This is a genomic window from Mesorhizobium sp. 128a (genome assembly GCF_053848025.1).
This window is the reverse complement of record NZ_JBSPKY010000031.1, coordinates 11,603-36,607: the sequence shown is the minus strand read 5'-3', so window position 1 is coordinate 36,607 and position 25,005 is coordinate 11,603. Positions and strand designations below refer to the sequence as shown.

General features: G+C 58.5%; 17 protein-coding genes and 7 pseudogenes. 8 read left to right on the top strand and 16 right to left on the bottom strand.

What is annotated here, in order from left to right; genetic code table 11:
- The 11 genes and pseudogenes from ACWTU9_RS30745 to ACWTU9_RS30695 all read right to left on the bottom strand — a co-directional run bounded on the left by ACWTU9_RS30745 (window position 1) and on the right by ACWTU9_RS30695 (window position 12,800).
- Window positions 1-882: an ABC transporter permease gene (locus ACWTU9_RS30745; protein ID WP_455861592.1), complete on the bottom strand. Its 882-nt coding sequence runs from the start codon at window positions 880-882 to the stop codon at window positions 1-3.
- Between the two features lies 1 nt (window position 883).
- Entirely contained in the window at window positions 884-1,825 is a 942-nt protein-coding gene (locus ACWTU9_RS30740) for an ABC transporter permease (protein WP_455861591.1), read from the bottom strand.
- Window positions 1,825-3,429 carry an ABC transporter substrate-binding protein gene (locus ACWTU9_RS30735; RefSeq protein WP_455861590.1) on the bottom strand — a complete coding sequence of 535 codons (1,605 nt, stop codon included), beginning with the start codon at window positions 3,427-3,429 and terminating at the stop codon, window positions 1,825-1,827. The genes ACWTU9_RS30740 and ACWTU9_RS30735 overlap by 1 nt, the downstream gene beginning before the upstream one ends.
- A 398-nt stretch (window positions 3,430-3,827) precedes the next feature.
- Window positions 3,828-4,235, bottom strand: coding sequence for a hypothetical protein (locus ACWTU9_RS30730; RefSeq protein WP_455861589.1), 408 nt, complete (start codon window positions 4,233-4,235; stop codon window positions 3,828-3,830).
- Window positions 4,236-4,517 (bottom strand): annotated as a pseudogene (locus ACWTU9_RS30725) (IS5/IS1182 family transposase); the annotation flags it as partial. It abuts the gene before it with no gap.
- Window positions 4,518-4,812: 295 nt separating this feature from the next.
- Window positions 4,813-6,234, bottom strand: coding sequence for a M20 family metallopeptidase (locus ACWTU9_RS30720; protein WP_455861588.1), 1,422 nt, complete (start codon window positions 6,232-6,234; stop codon window positions 4,813-4,815).
- Between the two features lie 587 nt (window positions 6,235-6,821).
- Complete coding sequence (locus tag ACWTU9_RS30715) at window positions 6,822-8,114, bottom strand: serine hydrolase domain-containing protein (protein WP_455861587.1); 1,293 nt, start codon at window positions 8,112-8,114, stop codon at window positions 6,822-6,824.
- A 716-nt stretch (window positions 8,115-8,830) separates the two neighbouring features.
- Window positions 8,831-9,050: pseudogene (locus tag ACWTU9_RS30710) on the bottom strand (transposase); the annotation flags it as partial.
- A 306-nt stretch (window positions 9,051-9,356) separates the two neighbouring features.
- Window positions 9,357-10,404 (bottom strand): annotated as a pseudogene (locus ACWTU9_RS30705) (IS110 family RNA-guided transposase).
- Window positions 10,405-10,678: 274 nt separating this feature from the next.
- On the bottom strand, window positions 10,679-11,020 hold the full coding sequence (locus ACWTU9_RS30700) for a transposase (protein ID WP_455861586.1): 342 nt from the start codon (window positions 11,018-11,020) through the stop codon (window positions 10,679-10,681).
- 127 nt (window positions 11,021-11,147) lie between these two features.
- Window positions 11,148-12,800: an ABC transporter substrate-binding protein gene (locus tag ACWTU9_RS30695; protein WP_455861585.1), complete on the bottom strand. Its 1,653-nt coding sequence runs from the start codon at window positions 12,798-12,800 to the stop codon at window positions 11,148-11,150.
- 509 nt (window positions 12,801-13,309) lie between these two features.
- On the opposite strand from ACWTU9_RS30695, the gene ACWTU9_RS30690 reads away from it, so the two are divergent.
- Window positions 13,310-14,767, top strand: coding sequence for an amidase (locus tag ACWTU9_RS30690; RefSeq protein WP_455861599.1), 1,458 nt, complete (start codon window positions 13,310-13,312; stop codon window positions 14,765-14,767).
- Window positions 14,768-15,072: 305 nt separating this feature from the next.
- Here the strand turns inward: ACWTU9_RS30690 and ACWTU9_RS30685 are convergent, their stop codons facing one another.
- The 3 genes and pseudogenes from ACWTU9_RS30685 to ACWTU9_RS30675 form a co-directional block, all read right to left on the bottom strand.
- A complete protein-coding gene (locus tag ACWTU9_RS30685) occupies window positions 15,073-16,509 on the bottom strand; it encodes a CapA family protein (protein WP_455861584.1) in 1,437 nt (478 codons plus the stop codon).
- Between the two features lie 156 nt (window positions 16,510-16,665).
- A pseudogene (locus ACWTU9_RS30680) lies at window positions 16,666-16,814 on the bottom strand (oligopeptide/dipeptide ABC transporter ATP-binding protein); the annotation flags it as partial.
- A gap of 8 nt (window positions 16,815-16,822) precedes the next feature.
- Window positions 16,823-17,608, bottom strand: coding sequence for a LuxR family transcriptional regulator (locus ACWTU9_RS30675; protein WP_455861583.1), 786 nt, complete (start codon window positions 17,606-17,608; stop codon window positions 16,823-16,825).
- 1,003 nt (window positions 17,609-18,611) lie between these two features.
- Here ACWTU9_RS30675 and ACWTU9_RS30670 point away from each other — a divergent pair.
- Both ACWTU9_RS30670 and ACWTU9_RS30665 read left to right on the top strand, forming a co-directional pair.
- Window positions 18,612-19,380 (top strand): annotated as a pseudogene (locus ACWTU9_RS30670) (IS481 family transposase); the annotation flags it as partial.
- 485 nt (window positions 19,381-19,865) lie between these two features.
- Window positions 19,866-21,056, top strand: coding sequence for an aspartate kinase (locus ACWTU9_RS30665; protein ID WP_455861582.1), 1,191 nt, complete (start codon window positions 19,866-19,868; stop codon window positions 21,054-21,056).
- A gap of 33 nt (window positions 21,057-21,089) precedes the next feature.
- Here ACWTU9_RS30665 and ACWTU9_RS30660 read toward each other — a convergent pair.
- Window positions 21,090-21,230: pseudogene (locus ACWTU9_RS30660) on the bottom strand (IS630 family transposase); the annotation flags it as partial.
- Between the two features lie 204 nt (window positions 21,231-21,434).
- Between ACWTU9_RS30660 and ACWTU9_RS30655 the strand changes: the two are divergent.
- From ACWTU9_RS30655 to ACWTU9_RS30635, 5 genes and pseudogenes are all read left to right on the top strand, one after another.
- The gene (locus tag ACWTU9_RS30655; RefSeq protein WP_455861598.1) at window positions 21,435-21,815 is read left to right on the top strand and encodes a transposase; all 381 of its coding nucleotides are present in this window, start codon (window positions 21,435-21,437) and stop codon (window positions 21,813-21,815) included.
- Complete coding sequence (tnpB, locus tag ACWTU9_RS30650; RefSeq protein ID WP_455861581.1) at window positions 21,763-22,107, top strand: IS66 family insertion sequence element accessory protein TnpB; 345 nt, start codon at window positions 21,763-21,765, stop codon at window positions 22,105-22,107. Before ACWTU9_RS30655 ends, tnpB begins: the two co-directional genes overlap by 53 nt.
- Before the next feature lie 72 nt (window positions 22,108-22,179).
- Window positions 22,180-22,923, top strand: coding sequence for an IS66 family transposase (locus ACWTU9_RS30645; protein WP_455861580.1), 744 nt, complete (start codon window positions 22,180-22,182; stop codon window positions 22,921-22,923).
- A pseudogene (gene tnpC / locus ACWTU9_RS30640) lies at window positions 22,812-23,550 on the top strand (IS66 family transposase); the annotation flags it as partial. The gene ACWTU9_RS30645 and the pseudogene tnpC, both read left to right, overlap by 112 nt.
- Window positions 23,548-23,760 carry a transposase domain-containing protein gene (locus ACWTU9_RS30635; RefSeq protein ID WP_455861597.1) on the top strand — a complete coding sequence of 71 codons (213 nt, stop codon included), beginning with the start codon at window positions 23,548-23,550 and terminating at the stop codon, window positions 23,758-23,760. The pseudogene tnpC and the gene ACWTU9_RS30635, both read left to right, overlap by 3 nt.
- Here ACWTU9_RS30635 and ACWTU9_RS30630 read toward each other — a convergent pair.
- Window positions 23,748-24,056 (bottom strand): hypothetical protein, encoded by a 309-nt coding sequence (locus ACWTU9_RS30630; protein ID WP_455861579.1) that lies wholly within the window; start codon window positions 24,054-24,056, stop codon window positions 23,748-23,750. The two genes, ACWTU9_RS30635 and ACWTU9_RS30630, sit on opposite strands and share 13 nt — an antisense overlap.
- Window positions 24,057-25,005 lie beyond the last annotated feature (949 nt).

Sequence of the window (25,005 nt, the reverse complement as noted above, 5' to 3'; positions counted from 1 at the left end):
TCAGCGCCTCCGCTTCCCACGAGGGTCGAACAGGTCGCGTAAGCCATCTCCGAGCAGGTTGACGGCAAGGACCGTGACGGCAAGGCAGATGCCGGGAGCAAAGATCGTCATTGGCGCGATGGCGAGATAGAGGCGCGAACTGGCAATCATGTTGCCCCAGCTTGGGATCTCGGGCGGCACGCCGACGCCCAAAAAGCTCAGGCCCGCTTCGGTCAGGATCGCACTGGCACACACATTGGCGCCCTGGACCATAAGGGCCGGAATGGTGCTCGGCAGGATATGCCGCCAAAGCACCTTCGGCAGGCGGGCGCCGCCGCAAATCGCTGCCTCGACATAGGGACGCTCACGCACACTCAGAACCACCGACCGAACCAGCCGCGCGACACCGGGCAGCTCGGGAATGGCGATAGCGACGATGAGGATGCCGATGCCGGGACCGGTCAGGGATATCAGCGCAATAGCCAGCAAGATCGTCGGGATCGACATCAGGCCATCCATCACCCGCATCGCGACATTGTCGAAGGCGCGGCTGTATCCGGCAAGGATGCCGATCATCAGCCCGCCCAAAGCCGCGCAGGCCGCCGATATCAATCCCACCATAAGCGAGATCCGGGTGCCGAACATTGTTCGCGCAAACACGTCGCGGCCCAGATTGTCGCTCCCGAACCACATCTCGGCGGAAGACGGCTGAAGGCGTTTGAACGGGTCCATGTTCACCGGATCGCCGGCGTACAATGGCGCTGCAAGCGCCAGAATGATCAACACCGCCAGGAGGCCGCCGCCCGCAAAGACCAGCGGATGCCGCTTAGCAAGACGGGGAAGGTCCGACAGCTGCAGGCGGCCTATCGGCACGGCTTCAACCGGTGCAAAGAGAAGCGTCATATCAATACCGGATGCGAGGGTCGATCAGGGTATAGGCAAGATCGACGGTGAGATTGACAAGGACATACATGCCCGAAGCAAGGATCAGCACGCCCTGGATGATGGGATAGTCACGGTTGTTGATCGCATCGACCGTCAGGCGACCGACACCGGGGATGTTGAACACGGTTTCCGTGATGACGACGCCGGAGACCAGATAGGCGAAACACAAGCCGACCACGGTCAGGATCGGCACCCCGGCATTCTTCAAGGCATGGTGGAAAAGCATGGCGTAGGACGACGCGCCCTTGGCAGCGGCCGTTCGCATATAGTCTTCCGACAGAACCTCCAGCATGCTCGCGCGCGTGATCCGCGCGATGAAAGCAATATAGCCCAGACTCAAAGCCAGGGTCGGCAGGACCAGGTGCTCAAACCAGGACCCGAAGCCTTGGCCAATCGGCTGATACCCCTGAACCGGCAGCCAATGCATGCTGATCGCGAACCAGTATATGAAAAAAAAGCCGATGACAAAGACCGGGACAGAAAAACCAAGTGCCGCGAAGGCTGAAAGCATGCGGTCGATGAGGCCGCCGGCTCCCCAGGCGGCGAGGATGCCGAAGGAAACCCCGAACGACACCGAAACGATCATGGTCAAGATCGACAGCGAAAGAGTCGGCTCGAGCCGCTGCCCGATGAGTTCCAGAACCGGTCGGCCAGCAAAGATCGACGTGCCGAAATCGCCACCGAACATGTCGCGAACCCAGTGGATGAACTGAACCGGCATCGGATCGTTGAGGCCGAGCTTCTCGCGAATGCCAGCTATCATCTCCGCCGTCGCTGACTTGCCGGCGATGATCGCCGCCGGGTCGCCGGGCGCGAGCCTGAGGAGCAGGAAAACAAAGGCTCCGACCATCGCCATGACGGCGATGGCTGAAACCATCCTGCGAAGGACGTAGCTAGGCATCAGGCCGAAGTCTTCTGCATGTTCCAAAAAGGTTTTCGAGACGGCATGCCGATGAGGCCGGTCAGCGTCTTGCGGCGCGCGATTGGAACGACAAATTGCCCTATCTGAACCTGGGGCACATAGTCCCACCATATTCGTTGCATCTTGCGGGCCAGTGCCTTGCGCTCGTCGAGCGTTTCGACATCCGCCCATTTGAGCCGAAGAGCCTCATATTCGTCGCTCTTAGGCCAGCCGAACCAACCGTTTTCGCCATTCATCGGCAGGATATTGTCGGTGATGACTTGGCCGAAGTTCGCTTCAGAATTGCTGGTAATGAAGATGCTCCAGCCGTCGTTCTCAACAGATTCCTTTTTCGCGCGACGAGCGACAACCCCGCCCCAGTCGCTTGGCGCAAGTACGGCATTAACCCCAATCTTCCGCAATGTGGCCGCGAGAAGCTGAGAGGCATTGCTTGCCTCCGCCCAGTCCGTTGGCTGAAGGATGACGACTTTCTCGCCTGCATATCCCGCCTCCTTGAAGAGTTGCTTGGCCTTTTCGGGGTCGCCGCCCCTTTTGTACCATCCTGTATTTTCGTCATTGGATACCGCGGTATCGTTTCCAAACATCGAAGTGACGGTGTGGAAGTATTTTGGATTGCCATACGCGGCGAGCAACATAGCTTCCTGATCGACTAGGTGAAGCATAGCCTGGCGGGCCTTCACATTGTCGAACGGCTTTTGCAGGCAATTCATGCGCACGAACATGTCCTCGCCCCATTTGTTCAGAACCTGGAGTTCCAGGTTGGGATCGCTCTCGATGACCGGCAGAAGATCTCCCGGCGGCGACTCTAGGAAATCAACCTCACCTGCTTGCAAGGCAGCGACGGCGGTTTGCTTATCGGCGAATAAGCCGATGTCCCAGATGACACGATCGACCTTGACGACCTTCCCGCCGGACAGTCCGTCGGCCGGCTCGTTGCGTGGAACGTATTTTGCATTGCGATCGTAGGTGAAGCTTGCGCCCGGCTTCGCAAGGGCGTGATTGAACATGAACGGCCCCGATCCGATATTCGCGGTCACTTGCTCCGATGGAGAAAGACTTGCATCCTTCTCGCGCATGATGAATGGGCCTCCGTTGCCCAGGATGAGGAGCAGCGCCCCCAACGGCTGCTTGAGCGTGATGGTAAAGGTCTTCTCATCTTTCTTGGAGATATCTTTAGCCCGCGACATAAGCAGCTGCCCGCCGGGAGCGACTTGACCCCAACGTCGGATCGAGGCCACACAGTCCGCTGCGGTGACAGGTGTGCCGTCGTGCCAGCCCAAGCCATCGCGGAGCTCAAAAGTGTAGGTCTTCTTGTCGTCGGACACGTCCCACTTACCCACCATCTGCGGATGCGGCTCAAGGTTCGAATCGGCATCGAAAAGCGTATCGTAAATCGCCCCGGCATGGTCCTGGGTATAGTCGGACGTCGTAACCACCGGGTCGAACACACTGAGGTTGCCCATCACCATGCGGACAGTGCGGTCGGAGGTAGGTGATGTCTGCGCCCGGAGGATGGAAGGGACCGATAAAGCCGCTCCGGCGGCCAAACCCGTTTTGATAATTTCGCGTCGAGAGATTGTCATGCTTCAGTTCCCCTTTTTTGGTTTGTGGCGCAAACGATCAGCGCTATCTTATGGAGCGGGTCTTCTTCAATTCAACGTTGTCGATCGAGTCCCGTCGGATGGATGCCGCAACGTTGATCCTGGCCCTCACACGGAACGTGCGTCACATCAGCTTCGATAGTTTGTTAAGGTCTAGGCAGCAGGCGACAGGCACGCAATCGAAATAAAGTAAAGCCTCAGGCGACTTTTTTGCGCGTCCCAAGATTGATGATGGATGAGGATTTAAACGAAATTGCATACCAATTCCCCAATCGACATGGGCCGGATGTGCAGTTGAAACGGGAGTAATTCAGCAGTGCGTCGCTTTGTCGAACTCAGCGTAGTGACAGATATCAAAGCAACCATTTCGGCTATATTCTTCAGCGCGCTTCGTGATGCTTTCCTGCGAAATGCCGACACGATTTTCTCATCAGGCGGCGCTTGCCAAGTGGTTGGTTCGAGGGCGAACTAACGTACAAATCATACCGTTTGCGCCAGAAAAAGAGCCCCCTGGCAGTTGAATAACAGGATGTTGAAGAAGTGTCCCGTTTGGCTCTTTGGATTGCCTCGTCGCCATCCATCTCGCCGAAGCCGGCCCATGTGAAGAAGACCATCGTGGGGCTGAAGCTCAGATCGAGGCCGGCTTGCAGTGCGCCAAAGGCGATCTCACCACTATTGTCGACCTTGATACTGATCGTGGCGGGGCCGAGGTTGAGATAGCCGTGATCCCACAGATCGGCCTGAACGACGCGCCAGCGACCAATCGATTTGGCAGTCCGCCGGCGCACTCATATCGGCACCGCAAGCAGTTTCGGCAGCCGCACCAGGTTGTAGGCGCCAGCCCGCTAAGGTGAAGTCCGACACGGCCGCCCGCGGAACTTCGTCTTCTCCTAACCTGCGATGATCTTGATTCAGCCGAACGCCTTCTCAATGCGGATGCGCTGGCTGACGACATAGCCGCCGTGCCGGGTCGTCCGCCAGTCGATCACAGAACGTCGTCCGCTGGTATTCTGCGCCACATGTGGCGTTACCCGCATCGAGCGCAACTTATTGACGAAGTCCTCCGCGTCACCCGCACGAGCCAGCCTCCGCGATCCCTCGCAGACAGTGAATCAAGATCAAGGCGCAACGGCGGGAGCGGCAGCTGTTTTGTGCGTACGGCCGTCAGAAACGTAGACTTGGCCAGCCACGAAACCGCTCCTCCTGCGGATTCCGACGTGAAGCTGGCGCCCTCTGAACAAACGGGCGCAGTCTCGACTAAGTTTCCCCAATAACACGCGCCATAAGGCAGAGCTTGGGCGTTGAACTCTTATCGTTCTGCAAAGCCAGCGATTGGCCATTAGTGATTGAAAGCTTCCTGCATCTTTAGTCCACACCCATGGCAAGGGGCGGTGTCACTTCGGGACCAACGGGGTTTTTGAATTCGTTGGCAGCTCTGAAGCGATGAAACTCGGCCTTAGCCGCAGACAAAAGCGCATTGTCGGTGAAAAGGTCCCTTGCCAGGCCAGCCATTGCCTTGGCGGCAAACGCTACACCCTTATGCGCCGCCTCAGCCTTTCCTTGCGCAACGAGCTGCCACGAATGGAACGGCGTTCCGACGGCGTAACACGCTACCCAGCACTGCACGGTAGGTACAGCCCAGCTCACGGTTCCGACGTCCGTCGATCCAAGCGCAGTCGATATTGCGCACGTGGGGGGATGAATACTGGTGGATAGGGCCTCCTCCTTCACCGTCAACCCGAGTTGAGCATATGAGTCCGTGATCGCTGCGCGCGAAAGCGTCGTTTGAATCTCGGCTGCGAAGCGCCTATCCGCTTCGTCGAACTGGGGTCCCCCGAGTGCAGTCAAGTTCCGATGCATAGCCGCTTCGAGCGGAGCATTTCGGACAAGATTAGCTTCACCGGAAAGCTGCTTTATCTCGACTGCGGTTTCGGTCATCAGCGCGGCGCCTTGCGCGATTTTCTTGACGCGGTCCAAGAGCTGCCACATTTCGCCGAGTGTTGCCGCACGCACCAGATGGCGCACGACGGCCCTCGATTGAACTACGTTTGGCGCGATACCGCCGCCATCAATCATCGCATAATGAACCCGCGCCGTTGAGGGCATATGCTCTCTCATGTAGTTTACGCCAATGTTCATCAACTCGACGGCATCCAGCGCGCTTCGGCCCAGTTCGGGGCTTGTCGAAGCGTGCGACGCCCTTCCTTTAAAAGTAAATTCCACTTCGACGCAGGCCAGCGAAATGGTTTCAAGGACCCCGGTAAACGCCGCCGGATGCCAGGTTATTGCGATGTCGACGTCATCGAAAACGCCGTCCCTGACCATAAAGCTCTTCGCGGAGCCGCCCTCTTCTGCGGGGCAGCCGTAGTAGCGTACACGGCCCGGGATACCGTTTTCTTCCAGCCATTCTTTTACTGTAGAAGCAGCCAAAAGGGCCGCCGCTCCGAGCATATTGTGGCCACAGCCATGACCTGATCCCCCCACCACGATCGGCCGCTCTTGCGAGACGCCCGCTTCTTGGCTTAGCCCAGGCAACGCGTCGTATTCTCCGAGCACGGCTATGACGGGGCCATCTTCCCCTGCTTCGCCCATCAACGCGGTCGGAATCCCGGCAATCCCCGGTCGAACTGCGAAGCCCTCTTGCCTCAGTAGCTCTGCATGAAGATGTGCAGCACTGAGTTCCTGATAGTTCAGTTCGGGCGTATCCCAAATTTTGTCGCTGAGATCAAAACAAACCGTGCTTTTCGCATCTACAATCTTCCAAATTGGATCCTCGTTCGTAGCCATCGAATTCCTCTAACTTGGTTTCAGTTTCATTGCGAAACGCAATTCATCGAAAAAATTGTGTTATCTTAGATTGCGGATGCGGTATTCATGGGCTCCACCACCGCAGGCCGCGCTTGAAAGTCGGCAGCATGTCGATCTTCGGATCGTCCACCGCGCTTCCCGCCCCTCGGCCTCCAAACGATATCGACGGCCCAAACCGGAACCGCGCGCTAATGTTGCCACCGCCAGAAGATTGACCTACTGCAAAAGTCTCACGCGGCTGGTGACTAAAGCACTGCGACAGTAGGTCAGGGCGATCCGGTCAGTCACGTCTGAGTCCGAAAAACGGCAGCGGGCTAGTTCAACAGATTGAGACGTTCGCTGTATGCATCATGCGGCGTCCTAAACGTCGACCGCGAAGAGACGGGAGTGACACGCGGGGCGAGATGGTCCGGAAAATGTCAGAAGATCCTGACCTCAACGACCGAATCAGAGAAGCCGGCTAGAAGACCTTGCTCTGGTCCTCAACCGCTTCGATCCACTTCGAAGGCGTGCGCTGCACTGTGCGTCGATGAAATGCACAGGAATGCGCCCTGCCCATCGTGCCGCTATGCCCGCAGTATCCGACCAAGTGATAGCATCAGCGGGGTCATGATCGACTCTTGAGCGGCGGCGCTCGCAACCGGATGCGAGCCGAAGTGCGCGATCACCATTTCCGCCTTCGGTGCGATATACAGGCGCTGGCCGTGGATGCCCCGGGCTTCTAAGGCGCCCATTTCGTCATGCGGCACCCACCATTGGCTGCGATACGACCAGCCACCTGGGAGCTTGGGGAGGTTGTCCCTTTGCAAGTCGTGCACGGCGGAGGCGGGAATGACCTGCTTTCCGTCCCACTCGCCCTCACGCCGCATCAACTCACCGAAACGGGCGACGTCACGCAGGGTCGCGCTCAAGCCGCTCCCGGCGAGGGGCATGCCGGCGGAATCGACGACAACATAGCCGTCCTCCTCGCAGCCGATCGGCAGCCACAGGCGTTCATGGAGCAGTTGTGCGAAGGAACGTCCCGTCACCCGCGCCATTACCCAAGTCATCACTTCCGTGTTGATGGTCTTATAATCGGAACTTCCACCGTGAGCGCCCTCCTTCTTAACGGTGCGCAGGTAATCGCACATGGTCCGTGGACCGTCATAGTCGTACGGCCGAGACCGCCAGCCGCAGGCTCGCGCATAAGCCCAAACGCCCGAGTGCTTGTCGGAGTACTCCTCAGTGTGGGCCAGACTCGTCTCCATGTCCATGACCTGACGCAGGGTGGCATCCTCGAACGCCGAGCGGCGAAGCTCGGGCAGGTAGTGCGCGATCGTCATCGCGTCATCGAGCACACCTTCGTGTACGAACGCGGCAGTCATAGTGCCCGCATATGACTTCGTGACCGAATGGCACGCATGAGGTAGGTGCGGCTCAAGCGCGCCGAAGTAGCGCTCATACACGACGCGCCCGCGATGCAGCACCAGGATTCCATCGGTGTAGGTGTCGAAAAGCGCATCATCGATGCGCCAAGTGCGGGCATCCTGGTCGGCGAAGGTGACGGCCCCAAGGTCGGTGAACTTGTCGCTGCGATCAAGTGGCGAGGGTCCGCCGCGCCGGCGCCGCACGTTCACAGTCGGCGTAAGCTCGCGCATGTGAGAAAGCGACCAGCGCACCTGCGGGAATTCGAAGAACTTGTCGCCCTCGAATGCAACGCGCTTGTCGACGGGTGGCGGCGCGCCCTGCATCCAACCGAGCTCGCTCGGGTCTGAAGCGCGGCCGTCGAGGTAGCGTTGGCCGTCGAATTCGAGCATACCCGTCGAAAGCCGCTCCGCCTTAACGTTGCCCTCGTGTGCACGCAGTTCAAGTTCTGTCATAGGCCTGCTCCAAGATACCCTTCCGGAAATGGCTAACATAGTCGCTAACTCAGACGTCTAGCCGGGCTGCGGGCTGTCCGCCCATGCGGCACTTGCTCGATCCTCATCGCCAGTTACAGCAGGCCCAATCGTGCCAAACTTGGCGAAGGACTGGCCGCCGCAGCCCTCAGGACTTCACGTAGCAGCTCCGGAAGGGTTGCAGTTACGAAAAAAACTCATCTGCCGGATGATGTTGTTTCAGGATTTCAGGATCTCGGCAGACTTGCTTCGGCTGTGACGCGTACGGCTCATGGCTAGCTGCCAGATCCCACTTCCACCAGTCCTCGATTTGAATCTCCGTACCGGGGGGCAGCAGCGCGTTATCTCGGATTCCGTTCACTATTGCGGCAGTTCGACGAGGATCAACGCCCTGACTTAGCACCGAGCCGGTGCCTGCATAAATACGCGATCAAGCTTGTCGCCTTGGTCTAAAAAAGCGGCCGGTCGGATATATGCTCTTGGAACTTCCAGCGGCGGCGCCGTATCATCGGTGCCGTATCATCGACCTGACCGTCTTGATGCACGGCGATGAGGTTTTGGCGGCCTGAGCGGCGGTCTGGCCGCCGTTGCGGTGCCTTTTGACAAGCCTCGTCAGGCGCTGCGGTGTTCCGTCGTGATGGAAGGCGGGGTTTGCACGTTGCGGTCGGGGGGTCCGTTTCGGCGTCTGCGCCCTGTGGCTATTTCGCGAGCCGCGGGATGCGGTCGAGGGCAATGCGCAGAATACGCTGGTCGGGGCAGGATCTCGGCAGGTGCAGGCGGATCTGGGTTTTCATCTCGACCACTCGCGCGGCGAGCTTGATGGGGCGCAATCGCAGCGTGTCGGATTGGGCGAAGGCAAAGCTCGAGCGTTTCGGCATCGCAGCGCGGCAGGCCCCACCAATAGGCGCCGGCATGCACCTGCCATGAATTTTTCCCGGCTAGCAGGCTTCTCTGATTGGGGTCGGTGAGGTCAAGCTTTTCCCGTCTTCTTTCCGGATCATGTCGCCCCGCGGGTCACTCGCTTCTCTTCGCGGTCGGCGGGGAGCCGCCGCATGATGGGGTCAGGGAGAGCGAGGCGTCTCAATCTGTTGAACGACCTTGGAGAATTCGCCCAGGATCGTGCCTGCTAACGAGATCGCCTTGCCCATCGTCCCCACGGGAACGATCCGGATCACCCTCTCGGGCGAACCACTGTCTGTGTTCGTTTTTTTTCCTTGTCCTATTTCATGCCAATGTGGGGCCGGCGGCTTCCTTTCCAAAGCGGAATTCGGTTGCGTCGGCCCACATGCGATGCAGGATGACGGCCAGCTTGCGGGCTACCGCCACGCGGGCTCGCGCCATGCCGCGACGTTTGGCGATGTTCATGCCCCAGGCGCGCAAGCTCGACCATTTCTTCGAGCGCACGAGTAGCGAATGTGCTGTCTCGTAGAGGGCGGTGCGGGCGAGTTCGTCGCCGCAACGACTGACCTTGCCCTGAATGTCGGTTTCACCGGACTGGGATCGCGCTGGCGTCAGCCCCAGATGCGCTCCCACTGCCCGCGAGGAGCCGAACCGCTCCGGCCGGTCGATCGTGGATCGTGGCGCGGAAGGTGAGCGCGGTGATCGGCCCGACGCCGGGCGCGCTCATCAGTCGCCGACAGACTTCCTCCTTGCGGACGATGTCGGGAACCTGCTTGGTCAGGCGGGCGAACTCCTTGAGCATGGAGCCGAGGATCGAAAGCAGCGGTTCGACCGTCACCATCGCCTCGGCGTCGGCGCCGACCAGCTCGCGCACGCGATCAGCAAAGGCGGTGCGCGAGGGCGTGCCGAGCTTGATACCGGCCTCGCGCAGGATGGCGCGCACAACATTCTCTATGCTGCGCATCTCGTTCAGCACCGTGTGGCGGGCTACCAACAGTGCGCGCCATAACCGGCATTGCCGGCTCTTCACATGCACCTGCCGATACCAGCCCGTGCGCATGATCTGCGCAAGCGCGCGGGCATCGTTGCGATCGGTCTTGTTAGGCATCGTCTTCATGGCCGCATTAGCCTGGCGCGTCTCTATACAGATCGCAGGCAGGCCTTCGGCGCACAATCCATCGTGAAGCCAGGCCGTCAGCGAGCACGCTTCCAGCCCGATGCGCTCCAGCGGCAGATCGAGCTTCCGCAACGCATTGGACAAGGCCTGCGGTTCGCTCGCCGCTCGTGTTTCCTTCACGATCCGACTGCTCTCATCAACGACGCAAATCGCGGTCTCTTCCAAAGATACGTCTAATCCAGCAAAATACTTCATGGCTGCTCCTTCCCGATGTTTGTGGCGCTCCAAGGCGACCACGTTCTAACACCCCGACAGGAGCAGCCGCCCGCATCTGGGCTCGGGCGAGACCCCAATCACCCCATCTGTTGAAGAAGTCCATCTGGAGCGATGAAGTCTGCTTCATCGCCGTTGTGGAAGCAGATTTGGCCTACGATGAAACCGTCTGGTCGGATTTCAGCCAACTGTCGCCCTGAGCCTCGTCCATTTCGTCATTGCTTGGCCAGGAGAAGTCAACATGATTGCCGTCGCCTCACCCATGGCCATGTGGATCTTGGTGGTCAATCCATCTCGGGAGCGCCCTAAAGCCTGGTTCTTGCCCCCTTTTCGGGTCGCTGCCTGCTGGGCCGCGGACCAGAGTGCTGTGGAGCATCAAATAATCCTTGCCAGGATCATGGATCCGATCGGCGAACACACGTTCCCATACCCCAGCCTCCGACCAGCGCCTAAAGCGCTTATGGAGCGTCTTCCACTTTGCCGCATCGTTCGGGAATGTCGTGCCAATGCGCTCCGGAGCGCAGACCCAAAGGACGCCGTTCACGAACAGGCGATTGTCTCCGTCGCTGCGATCGGGATCGCCAGCCTTGCCCGGCAATAGGTCTTCGATGTGCTGCCACTATGACGCGTAAGTGACAATCTGAATTCTGAATGTCGATTGGGCCTTGGGGCTTGCTCTCCCGAGGAAACCCCATGACTCTACCCATCGTGATAGATCACCAATCTCACGCGGCCTGGTCGAGCCAAACCTTGCCGAGGTCGATCTCGAATGTCGGGTGGATCGCATAGCCCCTTACTTGCTTTGTCGAATGACTAAACAAAGAAAGCCAATAAGGCTGTATAATGACACCGGATTCCTGCAGGAGCGTTTCAATTTCTTGCATCAGCGTCTTGCGCTTTTGTGGATCTGGGACGGTCAACGCCGTGTCGAGTTTTTTATCGAATTCCGGGTTTGACCAGGCAGTCTCGTTCCATGCAGCGCCACTGCGATAGGCAAGGACCAAGGTTTGCACACCCAAAGGGCGCATGTTCCAGTTTGTTGTCGAAAGTGGGTATTTCAACCAGTTGTTCCAAAAGGTGCTGCTGGGGAGAACCGTGCGCTTCACCTTGAATCCCGCCTCCCGCAACTGCGCAGCAATCGCATCGCCCGTGTCCTTATGCCAATCCTCGTCATTACTGATGATGTCGTGCTCGAAGTCCATCTGGCCAGCTTCGGCCATAAGGCGCTTGGCAGCCTCAACATCCCGTTTCTTTTCCGGAACTGGGAAAAACTCGGGGTGCAGTGGTGCCACGTGGTAATTCGCAGCAACGCTGCCAGCGCCATTATAGGCAATTTGCAGCACAGCACTATTGTCCACTGCCAACTGTAGCGCATTGCGCACCCGCTGGTCGTCGTACGGCTTAGTAGTGACCTGGGTCCGGCACACTAGCGTCGTCGACGTTTTTGCTTCCGATTTCACTAATCCGAGGCTATCGTACGCCGCGACATAATTTGCGAACGTCTGGTAGTTCGCATCAATTTCGCCTGATTCGAAAGCGCTCTGAACAGGCGACGGATCGCTTCCATAGTCAATGAATTGCACCTCGTCCAGGTAGGCTTCACCTCCCCACCAACTACCATTTGTTCTACGCTTCAGGACGGCCCTTTGGCCGACGTCGTAGGACACTAGTTCAAAAGGTCCCGTACCTATCGGATGCGCAACGATGTCCGACCCGCTTTTTTCGTAGTCACGATGAAGGATTAACGCAGGATAATCGGAAAGTCCGGGAATGATCGTGATATCGGGTTTTGGCAGCTTGAGTTTGATCTTGTAATCGTCAACTCGGGTGATGGCGCTTTCTATCGCTTTGCCTGTCTTTTGATCAATTAGTGTGGCCATGCGCGACGCCATTGAGTTTCCAGGCACATCCCTTTCGCACCATCGCAGCAGATTAAACATTACGTCATCCGCCGTGAAGTCATCTCCGTTGTTCCACTTGACACCCTGCCGCACGTGCAGGACATATTCCGTCGCGTCGTCATTCGTGTCCCAGCTTTCAAGAAGCTTGGGTTCAAAAGTGTATTCATTGGTATACTTGATCAACGGTTCGAGGAATTGCCGGTAGATGTTAGACAATTCCGAATAGTCGCTTAGGCGGGGATCCTTCGGACCATAGACCAACATTGCAACTCGCAGAGTTCCGCCTTTCTTAGGCGCCTGCGCGGCATGCGCCTGCGGGATTGCATCCAGCATCGAGTACGCCATAGCTGTCGACGCGCCAAAGATGGAAGCGAGCGCCAGGAACTCGCGCCGGTCCACACCGCCCTTTTTTGCCTCCTCGGCGAGACTAGCGATGAGCTTAGGCATGGGCTCGCCACGCTTAGTAAAATACGCCATCTGAACTCTCCCAAAATGGATACCGACCGCGGCTTTGTACCAGCACAGAAAGTACCGAATTTTCGGCACGATAACCCGTGTCCAACACAATTGGGCTTCCGCTGGATATTTAATTCACGCACGCAGAAGGCTACAGAAAAGGGCTTCTCGGGGCACTCGAAATAAAATCAATCGGTACTCGATTTTTTTGCGACTTCATCCTTTAATTGCTTTGAGGTAACCCGCCACGTCGATGACCGGCCGCCTTCCACGTTAGATAACTTGACCATATCCTGAACAAATCGCGAGGCCAGAGTCCGTCCCTGACGTGTATGCCTATACGAGGATAACAGACCCACGCCACATCTAGGATACGTTGGCGCACCGCAACCCAAGGCTTTGCTATGGTGCTGGGGTGGTGGACGTTGATTGGACCCGGACCGAGAGGTTAGCGCTATGTCGTCGATCTCGACTTGAGGCTAGTTAAGCTAATCCCGATTTAATGAGGCAGGGCTGGATATGAATAGTGAATCTCGTCGCAAACAGCCGCATGTATTCCGGAGTTATGCCGACCCGAAGCTGTCGAACTTGCGCGCCTGATCCGGGCGCGCAATATCTCGGCGGTCGAGGTGATAACCGCTTATCTGGACCATATCGAGCAGGTGAACCCGCTGGTCAACGCGATCATCTCGCTTCGTCCCCGGCGCGATTTGTTGGAAGAGGCGGCCGCGGCGGATGTGGCCGTGTCTCGCGGGGAGAGGGTTGGTCCACTTCACGGCGTGCCTCAGGCGATTAAGGATCTCGCGAACACCAAGGGGCTGCTCACTACCTATGGCTCGCCCCTCTTCCGAGATTTCATTCCCGACAACGACGCTATCTTCGTCTCGCGGATGCGCGCGGCCGGAGCGATCATCATAGGCAAGACCAACACGCCCGAATTCGGCTTGGGCTCGAACAGCTACAATCCGATTTTCGGGACGACCCTTAACGCCTACGACCAGACCCGGATCGGCGGTGGATCTAGCGGCGGGGCTGCCGTTTCGATCGCCATGCGGATGTTGCCTGTTGCCGATGGCAGCGACATGGGGGGATCATTGCGCAATCCGGCGGCATTTAACAACGTCATCGGCTTTCGCACCTCGGCCGGGCGGGTGCCTCGCTTGGCGATTGACGCGTTCAGCAGCCAGATGACAGTCGATGGGCCGATGGGCCGCACGGTTGAGGACGTGGCCATGCTGCTATCGGTGCAGGCCGGATATGACGACCGGGTACCGCAATCGCTCGACTCGGCTCCGCGTTGGCTGGACAAACTCAAGCCAATTCATCCGCGCAAGGCGCGGTTCGGATGGCTTGGCGACTGGACTAGTCAGCTTGCTTTCGAGCCGGGGCTAGTCGATCTGGTCCGCGGGGCGGCAGGCAAATTCGCTCAGGCCGGAGCGGTAGTCGAGGACATTTCCTCGGGTTTCGACCTGGAGCGGCTGTGGACCACCTACGTCACCCTGCGAAGCACTGCCCTGGCCGGACAGCTAAACGACGCTTATGACGACCCTTCACGGCGTGATCTGATCAAACCCGAAGCCCAGTGGGAGGTCGAGCAAAGCCGCACGCTTTCGACTCACGATCTCTATGCCGCGCAACTGGCAAGGACAGAATGGTACCTTAGGATGGTTAGCCTCTTCGAACGGTACGACTATCTGTTGCTACCCTCGGCCCAGGTCTTCCCATTCGACGCGTCCTCCCATTGGCCCAAGAAGATCAATGGGCGGACAATGGATACCTACCATCGCTGGATGCAGGTCGTGATCGGCCCTACGCTGGCATCGCTGCCTTCGATCGGGATTCCCGCAGGTTTCGACCCGCGTGGCTTGCCGATGGGTATGCAGATCATCGGGCGCCCGCGCGGGGACAGAAGCGTTCTTGAGGCCGCGCTTTTCTATGAGCAACTAAACCCTTGGAATAAGCACCATCCACCTTGCCTTCGCCTGTGAAGGCTTCCGGATCGTATTGACGAGCGTCGGGGCTGCGAGGAAGACCAGCGGCACCGCCCCAAACTGTTCGGTCATGGTTGGCTAACATAGGCATCGAAGCTTGACCGAGCTTTGCTTTCAGAAGTGCTTGCCAATCTGTTTCCGTGCAAGAGGGCCCATCCCCTCCGCACCGAGATGTCCAAGTGCTCCGCTTCTTCAAGACAGACCACATTTACCATCAGCTCGAACGCGCGGCACCTTAATTGGAAAAAGGCTAGCGGACAGCCGAATACGCCATCTATGACTCTCGCTTCTGCGAGCCGATATCAGTCAATTTGGCGCGTCCGAGCCGCGTCATCCTGGCAGGGCCGGGCCAATCTGATCACTCCAATGTCGACATCGATGGCAATTTCGGTCCCAAACGGCTCGGAGAGCTTCTGCATGCGCTCGAGAATGGCCCATGCTTGTTGGCCGGTGGCTAGCCGCGGAATGCCACGATTTGCGAGCCTTTTGCAGAAGCCGAGCTCGATCGGATAAAGCCGCAATTCAGCGAGCTGGTTCTGCTCAAAACGACTGACCGCAATGACGCTCTCGTAGTAAATCGGTGCCGCAAACGAACCACTAAACCCGTCCAGCGTCGGGTATCCTTTTGCCTCCTCGTCGACCGTTACCTCGGCATCGGTGTCAATCCGCGGATCTCTGCCGTAGGCCTCGAACATGTCAGCCCCGGCAGGCGTCCGCAGGTCGTCATAGAAGAAATTTCCTAAGCTGTAGACTATAGGTCGGCCCTTGTAAATTTCGATACCTCGCAGCAGATGCGGTCCGTGTCCGATATAGGCGTCTGCTCCCCCATCGATCATCTTACGCGCAAACGACTGCTCGTAATCAGCCGGTTCCTGACACACCCCCCCACTCCAATCAGGCTCGTGACCGTGATTCGTGACGATGCAGAAGTCAGAGAACTGCTTGCCCCGGCGGACATTGCGGAGGACGTCGGCGACGTCGCGCGGATCCGCTTCGTAACTAAAATCGGGCTTGTCGCCCGCCTTGAAAGTCTTCCCAAGAAGCACCACGCGGCTTGGATCCTTCTCGCTGGCCTTACTGCCCGGCAGCACGTCACGTATCCTTCTCAAGCTCTCAAGCATCTCCGGCGGAAGGAGGATGCTAGGGGCCAGACGAAGCGCATTGACGCCTGGTCTGCCAGGCGCCTCTCCGGCGGGATCGCACGCAGGAGCCATAGGCGCAAACGTTGTGGTAAGCGACACCATCGCAACGCGACCGCGCGCGGTTTCCAAAAAGCGGGCGGCTCCGGCTTGTGCGAGATTCTCGCCCACGCCTGCGTGGACGATACCACACTCATCGAGCACCCTGCTCGTCTCGCGCATGCCTTCAAGGCCCCAATCGAGGGAATGATTATTGGCGCGACTCATCAGATTGAAGCCCATCGCCCTCAAATCGGGGCCGAGTTCTGGCAGGCTCACGTGGTAGCAGCCTCCGTGCTCAGCCTGTGGGCTGCCCTTGAAGGAACGAATATCAAAGATAAGCGTTTCCATGTTGCCGAATGTGACATCAGCGCGATGTAGGATGCGAACGAGGTGGTCAAAGCCGGGATGTTGGAATTTTGTCAACGGCCGAGACACAATAACATCGCCCACTGTGACCATCGTGAAGCCGTCCTCAACGTTCGTATCGATCGAGCCGACTGTATCGTATTCGTCCCTGTGTGGCGCTCGACGAGAATTGTTGTCAGGTGACTTGGTCATAGCTTCCTCAATGATTTGACGGCGAACTAATGAGATGTCCCTTTGCGGATGCGCTGTTTCGCCTTGCGTACTGTCGGAATGCCAATTTCCACTTGCATTTTATGGCGTCCAGGAAATCGTCGAACTGTCGTAGTCGAGGAATTGACTGCGGTAGCGTATCAAGGGCGGCACTTCGAGGCGACATCGCTCGACTGAGAGTGGGCAGCGCGGAGAAACGCGCATCCGCTTGGCGGATTAATGTGGCTCGGCACCTCGCCCCTGACGGGCGCCTCCAGCCGAACTCGCGTCGGATCCGGGAGCGGGGCTTCCAGCTTTACAACTCGATAATTCCGAAGCTTATGGCCTTTACAGCAGCGAAAGTTCTAGTTGAAGCGTGTAGTTTTCGCATCGCATTTTTTAGATGGAAATTCACTGTATTTACAGATACTCCAAGAATCTGTCCTGTCTCCCACGATGACTTCCCTCGAGCTGTCCACAGGATGCATTCTCTTTCTTTTGGAGTGAGGTTAGGAAGGTCCTCCATTCCGCTCGAATCCGCGAAGCCCCCAACTAGTAGATGGAAATGTAGCGCAGCAAGTTGCAAGTAGGTGACTGTTGTATTTTGAATTTCCCCGTCCCAAGGCTGAGCAAAGCTCATGATCGCAAGCCGGCCATGCGGGCCATGCAATGGAACACTAACGCCTGACTTTAAGCCGAACATTGCAGCCTCCTCGAAAACGACCCTTTGCTCTTCAGTCGTGCTTGCGTCGTTGTACACCTCGCTCCATCGAAACGCGCCGGCCCACTTTCGACTCGCCTTGATGATGGGGTCTATCCTGTCATAGCCCATTTCGAAATAGCGCTCCTGCCATTCGTCAGGATAGTTCAGCATGACTGCCGGATCGCGTCGGACCGGCTGCAAAATCTCCTGGCGGGGTGTAAATGATCCATAGGCGATCCAGGGGCAATCAAAATTCAGAGCAAAAGCAGACAACAGGTCGAACAGCTGCTCAGATTGAGCAACACCATCAGTCTTGTCCAGAAACCGGCCGAATTCGACCGCAACCAGCTCCTTGGCGGCCCTCGGGATCGACGCACCAGCTATTCTGATTGGACACACTGTTGCCAACACTCAAAACGAGAGAACGCAGTCATGCCATACCCTCCTCGGCGGCCATTACGCCGGATGTAACGTCACTGATGCTCAACATGCCGATCGAAAGGTGGCGGCCGCCCTTGGGCAGGTCGGCATTGGTAGAGGCTCTATCACATCGGCGCGGGAAAAAATAATATCTAGTGTGAATTACATGATGCTGAGAGTTTCAGATTTGTAGCAATTTTAGCGAATTCTCAAACTATGATTGTATACTCATCAATTCACGTAACTCTACGGTCGCAAATCTCTAATTCCAGCATTGGGCGGTTGATTTATGACTGAATTTCCCTGAGACCCCTGAGTGTCTTTAGACGGCCTCCGAAGTCGTAGGCGCGGACGAGTCCTGAAGCCGCGCAGATCGCGGCTGTCATATTGGAATCGCTTGACGATCGCGTCCATGGTGGTGCGGTTCATGTGCTGGACCTGCCCGTTCGTCGAGGGATGGTTTTGGTAAACCTATGCATGATGCCCTTCTCACGGCATCCCGAGTCAAACATATGCATCATTATCCCGGGTGGTCTCAAACGTGCTTGCGGCTCGGGTCGGTGCACCTGGTGCGGTCTTGAGCACTTGAAGACCTGAGGCTCGTCCTGGGTCGTAGCCTACAAAAACTCGTCCTCTTCATCCGGCTGGACCCGAGCCAACATCCCCACTATCGTGGATGCGTCGCCTCAGTGATACCAGCTCCGATACCGGGGCGATAGTCGCGCAGCTTGCGTGACCCAATTTACTCTACCATGTCCTCGATCCGGAGCCGAAAAGCTAACGGCCGTCCTAGCAGACGGCTAGCGCAGCAATTGCCCATCTCCAGCCAAGCAGCGTCATAAGCGGGAGCTACTTCGAAACGGGGCCTGGCGTGGGCGGGGACCTTGATTCGGGATGGCGTAGTTGTGAGCTTCCGGGAGGTTGTCCATTCGGACCGGACGGAGGAGACTGGAGCTACCTCAGCACTCACCGGAGGGACCGAATGAGCGTCCACAAGAATGCCCGTCTGACGCCGCTGCGTCGAGAGGAGATCGCACTGTTTATTGAAAGCCGTCTCTCTAAAGCCGATGCGGCTCGGACGTCGGTGTGTCGCCAAAGATCGTCGCGCGCTTGGGGGAGCGCTACAATTCCGAGGGACGGGCCCGCATAGTCGACCGCTGATCCGGGGCACCCTTGCCATTCCGGGCATGAACGAACAGGCGGTGGCCGAGCGCATCCTTGGCATTGCGCCGCCGGCAGCTGACCGGCAAGCACATTGCCATGGAGGTGGGCTGTCGCTGGCTGCGGCCAGCCGGGTGCTGAAGCGCGCCGGGCTGTGGCGACTGAAGGACATTGAACCTGTCGAACCAATCCGGCGCTACGAGTGCGAGCAGGGCGAGATAATCCACGTCCACATCAACAAGCTCGGCCGCTTCAGCCAGATGGCACCGCATCACGGGTGATCCGGAAAAAGGCGAGCCTCGCGGCGACGGCTGGGAGTTCGTCCAGGTTTGCATAAATGACCACTCCCGCCTTTCCTTCTCGCAGATCCTGTCCGGAGAAGAAAAGCGCCGTCGCTTTCCTAAAGGTGGCTGTCGCCTATTATGCAAGCCTCGGCGTCACCGTACGCGTCGTGACAGACGACGGCTCCTGCTAAGATAAAGGTTTGCCGGAGCCCGTCGCGACTTCGGGCTCAACCATATCAAGACAAGCCCTATACACCCAACATCAACGGCAAGGCCGAGCGCTTCATCCAGACCGCACTCAGGGAGTGAGCATGTTCGCTTCTGCCGACCACCTCGTCACCGAGTTGCCCATATAGCTGCATCGCTCCATTTGCACCATCCGCACGAAGCCTGTTAGGCAAACCGCAAATCAGTCGCCTGGGTTGACCAAGGACAAACGTTGAGATTGGATGGTTATCGCCCTCCCCAGACCGCATCGCAGTGTGCATCGCTGTTGAGGGTTGGACCTGACCTGCAGATCACCATACCGGCCAGCGACTTCTGGAGATGCCGCACATGGAGGCCTGACAGAAGACCGCACTCGATCATACGTCGAAAAGGGCAGAAGCCCCTTGCATCACGGGCGGCAACCCAGAAAGCTGCCACACCCAGGCATGGAGATGGCAGGAATCACGTTCGTCCTACCTGTCCTGATAGTTTTGAGAATTCGCCCCCCGTATACATTGTACGACTCGTCGACCGCCATGCCCAGTCAGCAGCCTGGCGCGGTCTAACGGGAGGAAGCAGTGAATATGTCCGCTACGCCGCACGTGCCAGTGAACGCGACCGTCCTGAAGTTCGGCGGCTCTTCCTTTCTGCATTCTGGAGACTATGGTCGAGTCGCTAGGCATCTAGCCGAGCGACTAGCAGCAGGCGAAAACAAGATCGTTGTCGTGGTCAGTGCGATGTCGGGGACCACCGACAACCTGAAAGCAGTCATGCTCGAAATCAACAAGCAAGCATCACCATCGAACCTTGATGCGGCCCTTGCAACCGGAGAGATGCTCAGTGCCTGCCTTTTGGAGGCCGCGATTAGCCGGCTGGACGTTTCCGTGGTGTCTCTGAACGGCTATTCCCTTGGAATACGCACTAATTCAGACTTTGGGCGCGCGACAATAGAGCACGCAGACTCTAAACAAATTCTTTCAGCATTGCAGGAGCATGACATTGTCATCGCCACGGGTGGCCAAGCAATTGATCAGTCTGGCAGGTTAACATTTCTCGGCAGAAACAGCTCCGATCTGACAGCCGTCGTAATTGCAGCTATGTTGGGAGAGCACGTTTGCGAAATATACTCAGATGTTCCAGGTATCTACACGGCAGACCCTTATCTTGTTCCAGGGGCACAACTGATTCCGGAGATTGCGTACGGGACAATCGCGCGTATGTCGCGATGTGGCGCAAAAGTGCTGCACCATAGGGCGGTGAATTACGCAGAAACGCATGCGGTCACCATTATCTGCAAATCGCTCACCAGCAACGGAGCCATCGCGGGCACGACTGTGACAGGCCGTGGGGACGCCCGTTCCGTGACAGTGGCTCGTGACGCAGCGGTGTTGTCGTGCGCCAGCGTCGCGGATCGCGACAATCTCCGCGCGCATCTTGATCGAAACGACATTAGCGCCATCAGTGTCAAGGAGAACGACGGGCCCGGCATATGCATTATAAGCGACATTGATTTTGCCATGGGGTTTCTTCCGCGCGCGGACACCCGCTTGGTCGCGATTAGATCAAGAACCGTGGTGATAGAGCTTGATACTTCAGTATTGCGTGTCCACTTGGACAGCAATTATGACCGCGCCCTTTCCCTGGCGCGCCAGCTCCACGGGCGAATGTATCCCGGATCGGTTGGCGGACCGTTTGCCCTGAGAATGGCTACACGGGGCTCAAATTTCGGTTCGCTGCTCTTCCGCTTAAATGATCCGTCCGGAGATCCACACTAAACCGTTCGACACGCGTTCTAGAGCGGCGGACGTTCATGTGAGTCCATATCCTGCGGCAGCGAAGTAGTTTCTGCATTCTGTTGGGGAGAAGAGATTGCAGATATCGCCAATGGCCTGCCACAGGGCGTCGATGGTCCTGATGGCCTTTGCGCGCAGAGGCGCCTTGAGCCTTGAGCTTGGCGAAGTCCTGCCGCGCCTTGCTGATGTCGGGACGATCTTGCTCGTAAGCGCCAAGCCGACCCCATCTGGCGCGGCTTGAGGTGATGAGCGAGAGATAGTGACACTGAAGAAGCCGAGGAGTCTACAGTGTCAATTTCTATGTCTGCGCCTATGCCTGATGATTGAAGTTTCCATGTCCTTGAGGCGGTTCCGAACCGGCTGGAGGCAAGCCCGCAGCGTCCGCGGCGGCGCTGGTCGGCGGAAGCGAAGTCGCGGCTGATCGAGGCGACACTGAAGCCGGGCGCGAATGTATCGGCCATCGCCAGACAAGCGGGGATGGCGCCAGCCCAGCTGTTCGGCTGGCGGAGCAAGGCGATCAAGAGCGGTGCGGTCACGCCGCAGCGAGATGCGGATCGGCTTGGCTTTGTCGAGGTCACCCAAGCGGCCTCTTCGACAGTGGAGATCTGTTTGGGCGATGTGTCATTCGGGCCGGCGCCGACGTCGGCCAGGATCATTTGGCCAGGATCATCCGGGCGGTTCGCCAGGCATGATCCCGGTCGGCGTGAAGGTGTTGGTCGCCAGTCATCCCGTCGATTTTAGAAAAGGTCCCGACGGCCTTCTGGCACTGGTGCGCGATGCCGGCTCGGATCCGTTCAACGGCGCGCTTTATGTCTTCCGCGCCAAAAGAGCGGACAGGATCAAGATCGTCTGGTGGGACGGCAGCGGGGTATGTCTTTATGCCAAGCGGCTGGACGACGCGAAGTTCTGCTGGCCGCGGATCGGCCACCACCGGGTCCAACTCAATCATGCCCAGCTCATGGCTTTGGTTGACGGAATGGACTGGAAACGGGTTCGGACGGAGACCGTCAGGCGGCCGCAATCGGTTGGGTAAAACACTGCGGCATGATGAATCAGGGAGCTGAAAAAGCGGGAAAATTGCCCGCGAATATGTTCTGATTTGGCTATGTCGGCACCCGATCTTGCGCTCCCGGACGACGTTGACGCGCTCAAGGCGATGATTGTTGTCATGGCCAAAAAGGCCGCTCTTCTGGAGGAGCGCAACATCCATCTCGAGTTGGTCAACAAGAGCGCTGATGAGCGGATCGCGCGGCTGACGGCGGTGGTGAAGACGTTGGAGCGGTCGCGCTTCGGCAGCCGCTCCGAAAGGTGGCGGACCGGTACGCTGAGCGAGGAGCAGTATGCGCTCGTCTTCGACGAGATCGAGACCGGCGTGGCGGCCATCGAAGCGCAGATGGAGAAGTCTGCGGGCGGCTCGAAAGCGAAGCGCGCGCCGCGTCCTCGCAAAAGCTTTGCGGCCCATCTCGAACCGGTCGAGGTGGTTATCGAGCCCGAAACGCCTGCTGGCTGCGAAGCGCTGGAAAAGATCCTGATCGGCGAGGACGTCTCCGAACGGCTCGATGTCACCCCGGCGAAGTTCCGGGTGATCGTCACGCGTCGCCCCAAATATGCCTACAAGGGCTGGGACGGCGTTATCCAGGCAGCCGCTCCCGCCCGCATCATCGAAAGCGGCATTCGACCGAAGCGCTGCTGGCGCAGATCGCCGTGTCCAAATACGCCGATGGCCTGCCGCTTTACCGCCAGGAAGCGATCTATGCCCGCGATCAGGTCGAGATCGACCGGTCACAGATGGCGCAGTGGATGGGCAAGGTCGGCTTCGAGCTCGAGCCGCTCGCCGATTACGCACTGACCCGCATCAAGCAGGGTGAGCGGGTCTTTGCCGATGAGACCACCCTCCCAACGCTGGCCCCAGGATCGGGCAAGGCCAAGACGGCCTACCTCTGGACCTATCTCCGCGATGATCGGCCGTTCGGTGGCAGCGGACCGCCCATCGTCGCCTACCGCTTCGAAGACAGCCGTGCCGGCGAATGCGTCGCCCGCCATATGGAAGGCTATCGCGGCATCCTGCAGGTCGACGGATACGCCGCCTATAACCGGCTGGCCCGATCCGATCGGGGCAATGATGGCGTGCTGCTGGCGGCGTGCTGGTCGCACGTGCGGCCAAGTTCTACGAACTGCAGCCGCAGGCTCCTCCGTTATTGCCTCGCAGACGGTGGCGCAGATGGCCCCGCTGTGGGCCGCCGAGGCGGCCGTGCGCGGCCAAGATCCAGCAGTACGGATAGCTGCGCGTCAGGAGAAATCCGCCGCCGTCGTTGCCGCTCTCTTTGCGCTGTGGGAAAAGGAGCTGCCGAAGCTGTCGGGAAAATCGAAGCCCGCTGAGGCGATCCGCTATGCGCTCGGCCGGCGTGCCGCGCTCGAGTGCTTCCTCGCCGACGGCCGCATCGAAATCGACTCCAACACCGTCGAGCGCGCCATCCGGCCACAGACAATTACTCGAAAGAACAGCCTCTTCGCCGCCAGCGACGGCGGCGGACGGACATGGGCCACCATCGCCACGCTGCTGACCACCGCCAAGATGAACCAAGTCGATCCGCACGCCTGGCTCACCCAGACCCTCGAGCGTATCGCCAATGGCTGGCCAAACAGCGATATCGAGGCGCTTATGCCTTGGAACTACCAGCGCTGAACGGCATCAGCTACCCGCTTACTCTTGCTCGCTGGCCAGCAGCGTTTTTTTGAGCGGTAGCCGTTTCTGATGAGCCAACGCGAGATCGAAGCAGGAGCAACCTGGACGCCGGTTACAGCGGCCAGATCGGCGGCAAGCTCCGGCATGGTGATGTCATCCTTCTCGACCACACGGCTAAGCAGGAACGCACGATGCGGATCGAGCTTGGAATGGCGGCGACCACCGCTGGCCTTGGGCACCAGGTTATTGGTCTCTCGATAGTTCCGCATCAGGATCACGACGAACGAAACCGACACCCCAAAATGGGCCGCCGCCGCTCGCCGTGAATGGCCAGAGTCTCGACAAACCGCACCACACGTTCACGCAAATCGAGCGAATAGGGCTTGGGCATGGCAAATCACCTCCATACGGAAGTGAATCACAAACCCCACATCATCGGAATCCCTCGCGATTCAACCTGAGCATCTGACGCTCTAGTGTACATGATCCTTGCGCCGCCGGTTCTGCGTGATCGCTGGGTGAGGCTACGCGAACAGCCGGCCTTGAATTCATTTAGACGCTATGTTCCGGGGCTCAGATCGGTGGCCCGCGCCTGGATGAAGGACGAGTGCCGGTATCTATCTGAGCCAGCTTTTCCGGTGGCGCAGGGAACGCTGCCAGATCTCGGCGGCTTTCAATCCGCAACTCGACCCGGTGGATATCGCCGCGGTGCTACCAGCGCCGCCGCCGACGATGTTCTGGAGCGGGGATGATCCCCGTCCGAGAGGTGTGAAGGTGTGCTTCGGCTTTACGGAAATGCGCGCAGGCTTCCCCGTCCTGTCACCGACGGTGCAGGAGAGATTGAAACGCGATCCGCATGGTGGTTCAGCGGTTGGTGCGGGGCGAATTTCTCGAACGGAATCATCGCCACAAGGTTCGGATCCGCTTCGGAGGTGGGTTGGTCAAGCTGACCTGGCATGAGGGCCAGGGCGCGCTTGCCATTTGCGGGGGGACGATATTGGCGTTCGTCGCGGCCGCTATTACTCGTTTGCGATATTCCGGGGGCCGTCAGGGCAGAGGCAATTTGGAAAAGTGCGTGTTCCAAGGCTGTAGTTGCTCGTGTAGAAGCGCGGCCTCACGAACGCTCCGGTCCCCGCGCCGGCGTGCTGTGATCTGCAAGCCAATGCGTCAGTGCGGATGCGTCGGTCATCGAGCATGAGTTCCGCGCTATTGGGACGGGTTCATCTAAGCGCTGCGCCGATCGCC